The organism is Brachyspira alvinipulli ATCC 51933, assembly GCF_000518245.1.
In the GTDB taxonomy this organism is placed as follows: domain Bacteria; phylum Spirochaetota; class Brachyspiria; order Brachyspirales; family Brachyspiraceae; genus Brachyspira; species Brachyspira alvinipulli.
In genome coordinates this window covers 52,036-60,543 of record NZ_KI912407.1, presented here as the reverse complement: position 1 = coordinate 60,543, position 8,508 = coordinate 52,036, and the positions used below count along the sequence as shown (strand labels likewise).

The 8,508-nt window shown below is 25.8% G+C and carries 8 protein-coding genes; 6 read left to right on the top strand and 2 right to left on the bottom strand.

What is annotated here, in order from left to right; genetic code table 11:
* The first annotated feature begins 500 nt into the window (after positions 1 to 500).
* The 6 genes from T324_RS17495 (at position 501) to T324_RS0114435 (ending at position 7,259) form a co-directional block, all read left to right on the top strand.
* Positions 501 to 2,351 carry a hypothetical protein gene (locus tag T324_RS17495; RefSeq protein ID WP_051436866.1) on the top strand — a complete coding sequence of 617 codons (1,851 nt, stop codon included), beginning with the start codon at positions 501 to 503 and terminating at the stop codon, positions 2,349 to 2,351.
* A 36-nt stretch (positions 2,352 to 2,387) separates the two neighbouring features.
* The gene (locus T324_RS0114455; RefSeq protein WP_211232601.1) at positions 2,388 to 3,395 is read left to right on the top strand and encodes a hypothetical protein; all 1,008 of its coding nucleotides are present in this window, start codon (positions 2,388 to 2,390) and stop codon (positions 3,393 to 3,395) included.
* 103 nt (positions 3,396 to 3,498) lie between these two features.
* A complete protein-coding gene (locus T324_RS0114450) occupies positions 3,499 to 3,867 on the top strand; it encodes a hypothetical protein (RefSeq protein ID WP_028330911.1) in 369 nt (122 codons plus the stop codon).
* A gap of 11 nt (positions 3,868 to 3,878) precedes the next feature.
* Positions 3,879 to 5,402: an AAA domain-containing protein gene (locus T324_RS0114445; RefSeq protein WP_028330910.1), complete on the top strand. Its 1,524-nt coding sequence runs from the start codon at positions 3,879 to 3,881 to the stop codon at positions 5,400 to 5,402.
* Positions 5,403 to 5,419: 17 nt separating this feature from the next.
* Entirely contained in the window at positions 5,420 to 6,772 is a 1,353-nt protein-coding gene (csm6, locus tag T324_RS0114440) for a type III-A CRISPR-associated CARF protein Csm6 (RefSeq protein WP_028330909.1), read from the top strand.
* 10 nt (positions 6,773 to 6,782) lie between these two features.
* Positions 6,783 to 7,259: a hypothetical protein gene (locus T324_RS0114435; RefSeq protein WP_028330908.1), complete on the top strand. Its 477-nt coding sequence runs from the start codon at positions 6,783 to 6,785 to the stop codon at positions 7,257 to 7,259.
* A 112-nt stretch (positions 7,260 to 7,371) separates the two neighbouring features.
* Here the strand turns inward: T324_RS0114435 and T324_RS18190 are convergent, their stop codons facing one another.
* Together T324_RS18190 and T324_RS0114425 are read right to left on the bottom strand one after the other, a co-directional pair.
* Complete coding sequence (locus T324_RS18190) at positions 7,372 to 7,518, bottom strand: hypothetical protein (protein ID WP_169730123.1); 147 nt, start codon at positions 7,516 to 7,518, stop codon at positions 7,372 to 7,374.
* A gap of 544 nt (positions 7,519 to 8,062) precedes the next feature.
* Positions 8,063 to 8,317, bottom strand: a complete 255-nt coding sequence (locus tag T324_RS0114425; RefSeq protein ID WP_028330907.1) for a hypothetical protein — start codon at positions 8,315 to 8,317, stop codon at positions 8,063 to 8,065.
* Positions 8,318 to 8,508: the final 191 nt, after the last annotated feature.

The following is an 8,508-nucleotide window of genomic DNA, read 5'->3' as shown; positions in this document are numbered from 1 at the left end:
CCAGTATTAATCGTTAAGTTAATTAAAGTAGCAGCAGAGGTATTAGAAGAGTATCTTAAGAATAAAGAGAGTAAGAAGAATAATTAAGGAGATATCTATAGGTGGAAAAAAGTTATTATAAGTTTATTGTCAGTAGTAGTAAGTGTTGTTGCAGAGAAAGTTTTGAAAGAAGTTGTTAATAAAAAGTCTTAATAGGAACATAAGGAGTTTTTATATGTTTAGAAAAATAATTATCACTTTAGTACCATTATGTGTAAGTATAATAGTTAAGTCAGTTTTGAAGAGAGTAATTTAAATTGGGGGTGTATTATGAAAATAAATATTAAAATAATTATAATTATATCAAAAGCGGTTTCTTCCATAAATAAAAAGATGGTAATTTTTATAGATTATAGAGTTAAATTTTTGGAGGTTATAATATTATAAAAAATTATAAAAAATGTATAAAAACAGGTTTTGAGAATTTACATTCAAATTGGAATCATAGAAGATTTGATGATATGGAAATGTATGAAAATAATAAATATTCAAATTCTATTGCTAATTCTGATAATGAGCAGTACAGCATAAAATGTGAAACTTTGGATGATAGAATATATAATTATGATACAGCAATAAAAGATACTGTTAGAAGGAAAGATGGTGAATTAAAGAATACAAATATATTAAATGAACAAGGGAATGTTGCAGAAACATATCATGAAATAACATACAATATAGATTCAGCAGCTCAGGGAAGAGAGAATCAAACTTATGCAGAAAGAACTAAATATGGAGATCCAACAACTGATATAAAAGTTACAGATGGTAATGATACAATAGATTATCAATTAAAATATGAAGATAATCCTAATTCTAATATTGATTCTCTTTCAAATCCTAAATATTTAGATGGAAAGAAGGTAGCTCCTGCAGATCAAGTAAAAGATATAAGAACAAAATCATCAAACAAAACTAATACAGATAATAAGGATTATACACATACAAGTGAAAATACATACGATAGAATTTCAAGTGAAGATGGTAAAGTGAACAGCGATCCATTAACTAGAGATGAATCAATAGAACTTACAGATAAAGCAAGAAAAGGAGAAAAAATAGAATATAAACATGCAGATGAAAAAAGAAAAATACAGTTTCATAATCAATTAGGAAAAGCTGCATTAATGGGAGGAGCTTTTGCAGCAGGAGGTGCTTTATTTGGGGAAATAATGAAGTTTATTGATAATGGAGGCAATTTAACAGAGGAAGAGTTTATACAAGGATTTTTAAATGTTGCTGGTGCCTGTGTAGATGGTGCTTCTAAAAGTGCACTTGCTGTTAGTCTTCACTATTTAGGAAAAAATATAGGTTCTTCTGTACTTTCAAATCCTTATGTAGGTGCTGGTGTTGCAGTTGTTGCCATAGATACATTAAAAAGTTTGTATAGATTTGCATCAGGTAAAATTGATAGTATAGAACTGATGGGTGAGGTATCTAAAAATATTACTGAAACAACTATGACTTCATTAGGAGCAGCAGCAGGCTCATCTTTAGCCGGTTCAATTGCTTCGTTAGTAACAGCCAATATGACTATGAGTGCAGCTGCAGCAGCTACTTTTGGAACTATATTAACAATAGTAGGTTCCGTACTTGGAGGATTAGCTTTTGGTTTGGCTACTTCTTGGATCATAACATCAGATAGTAAAGCGGGTATTGAAATAGCAAAAAGAGATATTGAAAATGCTTATGAGGAGTTTAAAAAAGACAAAAATTTATACAGATTGGTTGATAATATAGGCACACAAAGAGATTGGGAATTTAGTTTAAGAAATATGATTTCAATTATAGGAGGTGTATTTTCTCAAATAAGCGAATATGGTATGAGAAGAGATGAACTTAAATATATATCTGCTAGTTTAGATAAAGAGTATAGATTAATAGATGAAGAAGAAAGAAAAGCAATTGATAAGATTAAAGAAAGAGCTGCTATTATAGAAAATAATATGAAAGAGGCATTTTATACAGATATAAGTCATATGTTTCAAAATGATGTGATTGAGCTTCATAATGATTTGATGAAATCTTTAAATGCGAAAAGGAATATATTTGCTTTGAAAGAGAAGAAATATTTTAATGAACTTAAAGAGATAGATGATAGAAATGCTTTATTAGATGAGATAGAAAATAGAGATCAATTATTTTATGATGAAATAGACAATTTGATAAATATACTGGAAAATTCTAATTTAGAAAATAAAGAAATTATTATAGGTGCAATAGTTCATTTAGCTTCTAAGAAATTTGCAGAGAGCATTAATTCAAATGAAGATGCTTTCTATGAATTGTTAATTGAAGACGGTGTTTTATAATTTTAAGGAGGAATAATCATGATTTTAGGATTCTTTATGAATTTAATATGCAAGAAAAAATTAGAGAAGCAGAGAGAAAAACTTAAATTAAAAATAGCAGATATTGAAAACTATAGAGCTGCAGCAATTAATAGAGTTAAAAACTTTAAAGAACATTGTGATAGAAACCTTAATGATTTGTTTAATTATTTATCAGGTTTGAAATTGAATATTGAGAACAACTTTTATTTAATTGTTAAAGATGATTTAAAAGATGTTTCCAATATAATTGAAAAATCTTATGATGTTGTATTTGATATGATAGATTTTGATTTGCAAATTAAGGTTTTAGTATCAAAGATTGGCAACATTAGGAGGGAAATAAATATTTTAAGAAAAAGTAAAATAGAGGCAGATAAAATTTTAAAAGTGTTCAATTCATATTACAAGAAAAATGATAGATTAAAATGGTTTAATGACTGCAATGATAAAAATATAAAATGTGTTGAAGAATTAAAGGGAATAATAACCGAGGATAATGCAGAAAATATTAATATGCTTATAGAATTATGTGATAGAGACTCAATAAATTATAATGATATTTTAGTTATAAAAAAATATATTAAATCAGTACCTGAAAAAATAGATTTCTTATTTAAGAATATAGAGAATATAAATAGAAATATAGAAAAAATAAAAAATAAAGCATCTGATTGTTATAAAAAATATGTTGAGCTTCAGAATAAATATTATGATATATATAATAGAGATATATCTTATAATGATGTTTTGCCTGAATATAATAAATTAGTTTCTAATAGAGATAAACTTATTGATATAAAAAGGCTTTCATTTGATAAAGCTAAAAAATTTAGTGATTCCTTAAAAGAGAGATGTAATAGAAGAGAGAATATACATAATTTTGATAGTGTTAAAGAACAAGAAACAATATTATGGGATAAATATAAAAGTGATAAAAGTATTTTTGATGATGCCAATAAAAAGTGCAGTTACTATTATGATACAGCTAAATTTTTAATAAAGGTAAAGAAAAAAATGTATTAAAGAACTTTATACAAAATCTATTATTACTTTGAAAAAAATTAATGAGATGGGCATAACTTATTATAAAGATAAAAACTCACTAATAGAAAAGGAGTAATATTATATGAAATATAAAATAAAAGTTAAAAATAAATATATATCTGGAATCAATAGAATGATAATTTTTACAATAAAAAATAATTATAATAGACCAAAAGACATATTTAAAATATTAAAACTATTTTATAGAGAAACTTTAATTCATCATATAGATTATCTTTTAAATGCTGATTTATTGTGTATAAAGAAAATAAATGGAATAGGCGGTATATATCTTAATAGAGATTTTGATGGTGAGTATTTTCATTTAAATATTGAAGACAATGATATAAATTCTTCGAATAAAGAATATAAACGAAAACTTATAAAAAATAATCTTACAAATAAAAGTATAATAAAAATACTTAATTTAAAAGATATAATAGTTTGTTAAAAGGAGTTTATATGACATTTTTGGAGTATTTATCAAAATGGAAAAATTATTTATCTATATTATCAGAGAATATGGAAGGCAATGAAGCTTTAAAATATTTAAGGCAAATAGATACTATAGAAAAAATAGAATCAGGCATTTTTATGTCTGCAAAACTTTTTGAAACTTTAAAAATGAATTACGATAATAATGTTAATAACTCTAATAATTCTAAAAACTATATTAAACTTAATCCTATACAAAATATATATAAAAAAGGAAGCGATGTATTTAATATTATAGAAAAGGCTGTAAACAGTAAAAATTTATTTTGTTTAATGGGCCCTCCTGGTACAGGTAAAACTACAGCAATTGTTGAGATAATACTTCAAACTATGAAGATGAATAATAAATCTAAGATAGCTATATGTTCGGAAACTCATATAGCAGTTGACAACGCCATAGAGAGACTTTTATTTGAAACTCAAAAAAGAAATTTATATTATTCTATTATGAGATATGAGAATTTTAAAAATAGTGAGGATAATGAAGTTTACAATATATGCTTTGATAATTATATAGAACATTGGAAGAAAAATATTATGTCTAATTATGACAAAAACTTTTGTGATGAATTATTTGCTGAATTTGAAGAAAATATAAAAAATAAAAAAAGGAATCATAAATATATTTGTGATAATGCAAGTATAATCGGAGTTACATGCAATCAAATGGCAAGATTTAAAATAGAAGAATTGGATTCTCCCTATGACTTAATTATTATTGATGAAGTTTCTAAAAATACATTGCCTGAGATTTTAATACCTGCATCATTTGCTAGAAAGGTAATATTAGTTGGAGATCCTAAACAGCTTCCTCCTGTATTTTGCAGACAGGAAATAGAAACTATGAAGGAAATAGATATTAATTTGCAAGATGAGCTTGTATCAAATTCTATAGTTGATAAACTTTTTGCTAATGTTGATAAAAATACTATGTTTGGGATGCTTGACGTACAGTATAGAATGGAGGCTGGTATTGGTGATTTGGTAAGCAAATATTTTTATAATGGAGAATTAAAAAATGGAACTGATTACACTAAAGATGCCAGCATATATTGGCTTGATTATAATACAAATAAATCATTTCCAGATTCAAATACTTCAAAGGAATTATATAATACTATAGAAGCAGATATAATAAATAATAGTATTGAAAGTTTGAACTTGGAAAGCAATGTTTCTGTGGCTGTAATTACACCTTATAAAAGACAAAAATTAGAACTTAAAAGAAAAATAAAAAATAATGAAAAATTAAAACATTTAAATATTGAAATAGATACGATAGATGCATTTCAGGGCAAAGAAGCCGATATAGTGTATTTTAGCGTTACTAGAAATACAGGTTCTGTTAGATTTTTTTCTGATATAAAGAGGCTTAATGTTGCTGTGTCAAGAACTAAGAGTAAATTATATATAGTTGGTATGCATAAATATTGTAAGAGAGTTGAAATACTTGATGAAATTTATAAAAATTCTAAAGTAATATTTAATTAATTAGGAGGTTTTAGAATATGGAAAAAAGAGTTTTATTTTCACCAATAGGTACTCATGACCCTATAGGAGTTTATGTAGATGGTATACCATCTGAGGGATCTATGCTTCATATCATAAGACATTATAAACCTAGTGTTGTTTATTTATATATAAGCAAGGAACTTAATTATGGAGATAATAGATATGAATTTGCAATAAAAAAATTCTATCCTGATTGCAAGGTTAATAATATTTTTAGTGAAATCGATGAAGATGATGTTAATAATTATGATATATTTATGCATGATTTTAAAAAATATATAAAGGAAATACATGAAAAATATAAAGATTATGAAATACTTTTAAACATAGCATCCGGCACACCGCAAATGAAATCCAGTTTAATACTTGAAGTTATTACTAGTGATATTAAATTAATACCTATTCAGGTAGATACTCCTACTAGAAAAAGAAATTTTGATGATAAATTTACATTTGAAGAATTGGATAAAATCAATAAAGAAAAAGAAAATGATATAGATAGATGCAATATGGTAAAAGTTTTAAGTTTTAAAAGATCTAAAATACAGACACAAATAGAGTCTTTGATAAATAATTATGAGTATAGTGCAGCTTTGCAAATATTTAATGAAGATGAAAATGCTTGTAATTTATTTGATAGTAAACTTCCAATATATTTAGAGCATTGTATTTATAGAATGAATTCTCAATTTATAGAAGCAGAAAAGTTATTTGTAGATAATAATATAGATGTTTTAGATTATAGTAACGGTAATGATATAATAAGAGAATTTTTTGAATATTTTTATATTATGAAAATAAGACAGTCCAAAGGATCATTAACAGATTTTCTTCTTAGGATAACTCCTTTTATTACGAAATTATTGTATTATTTTTTAAATGATATGTATAATTTAAATATTGATAAATATATATTTAAAACTTCAAATGATGTTTCTTATATAAAAAGAAAATTACTAGAAAAAAATAATAAGAATTTACTTAATTTTTTGGATAAAAAATATTCAAATTCTAAATATGAAGATACGTTTTTAAATTTCAATACTTTAATAGATATAGCTTTATTTTATTATAATGAACTTGATGATAAAAGTTATAGAGTAATTTACGGAGCTTTTAAATATTTTGATAAGATAGAGAAACAGAGAAATAAAGCGGCGCATACTATGATAAATATAGATGAAAATTTTATAAAATCTAATTTAAATAAGTCATCTACGGATATATTAAAAAATTGTGAAAATCTATTGAAAATGATTTTTAATTATAAAGATGATAATTTTGTCTATAAAACTATTAATATTGAAATAACTAATTTGCTTCAAAATACAAAACAAAATATTTATTAAGGAGTATATTATGAAAAGAAATTTATTAACATTTATAGGTGTAACTGATATTAAAACACATGAGAGAAAAGAGTATAATGGAGCTATAGAACAGATACTGCATAAGTATAATTTTGAAAATGTTTATGTATTTATAACTGCTGGTTTGGAAAATAATGTAAATGATTTGAATATGCTTGAAAGATATAAAGAAATTTCTAATAGCAATGTTGTTGGAATATATACAAAAATAGAAGATCCAACTAATCCTAGAGTGGTATATAATAAGATGAAAGAATATATTGAAGAAATAAATACAAGTACAAAGAATATAGAAGGCGAATTATATGTTAATATGGTATCATCCACACCGCAGATAATATCTATTTTATCATTACTTGTGGGCAGTAAAACATTATATAATTCTATAGGAATTTATCCAAGCAATCCTTTATACAGCGATGAGATAAAATTTGATAATTTAGATTTTTATGGAGAAGTTTTTTAAATATAATATTTTCAAGAGGGCATTAAAAGCCCTCTTAATGTAATAAGAGTAATTATCAATCAATTAAAAACATTTTAATTAATAAAATTTTTTATGCATAATCATTATTGCATTACTTTTGATTCTTATTTTCTACCTCTTTTTCAATCATATCTTCTAAATATGCTTTAATGAAAATATAATTATGAGCTTCTTCAAGATTTTGATTATTATTAATTTTCTTATTTAGAAATTCTACTAATTCTTCTTTTGTTTTCATGATATGTCCCTTTTAATAGTTTCTATCCCTTTTTAAACCATATAATATTATTTGTCATGTGTCAATCCTAGAATTGTATTTTGTCCCTCAAACTGCCTTAAAGACAGTAAGCGGGAATGAGTTTAAAAACGAACCCTACTTTTAGGATTTATAAAACTTGTCGACTTTATCGCATCGTTTTCGTCCCCTTTACAGCTCCGTACCGGAGTGCTTCTTTCCCTTCTGGACGCTTACGCGGGGAATGAGTTTAAAAACTGATCCTTTTGATTCAGAGGAGATAAAAGATTTATTTGAACGTTTTCGTCCCCTGCGAAGTGTAACGAAGCACCTACTTGGTTACGGGGAATGAGTTTAAAAACGTATAGAACCTAAACATTGGGAAGTAAATAATGAAAAAATATGTTTTCGTCCCCGCCGAAGGCGCACAGAGTGCAGCGAAGCCGTAGGCGAAGCACCTACTTGGTGCCGAAGGCACACAGCGTGCAGCGAAGCCGTAGGCGAAGCACCCTTGTGGTTATCGGAGAATGAGGTTAAAAACAGTAATTTAATAATTTCCTTTCAATAAATTTGTTATATCAATACCAATTTCTGTAAACTTAATATCATTGCTATTTGTATTAACATCATCGATTTCATCCAATAATTCTTTTATTTCTTCATAAGAACATTCATCAAAAGTAAGTCCAGAATTTGTATAAGATTTTTCATCATATTTTAATTTTAAATTTTTACAAATTTTTTTATAATGGTTTCTCAACTTCTTAACCATTATAAAAAATTCTTTAGTTTTAATTTCCATGGTTATTCTCCTTTTCTATATTTCATCAAAAGTTTTCGTCCCCTGCGAAGCCGTAGGCGTAGCACCTACTTGGTCAGCGAAGCTGCCCTGCGGGTTTGCACCTAAAGGTGTACTTCGTAGGGAATGAGTTTAAAAACTTATAAGGATATAACAGAAGTTTTACTCGATTTAGTAAGTTTTCGTCCCTGCCG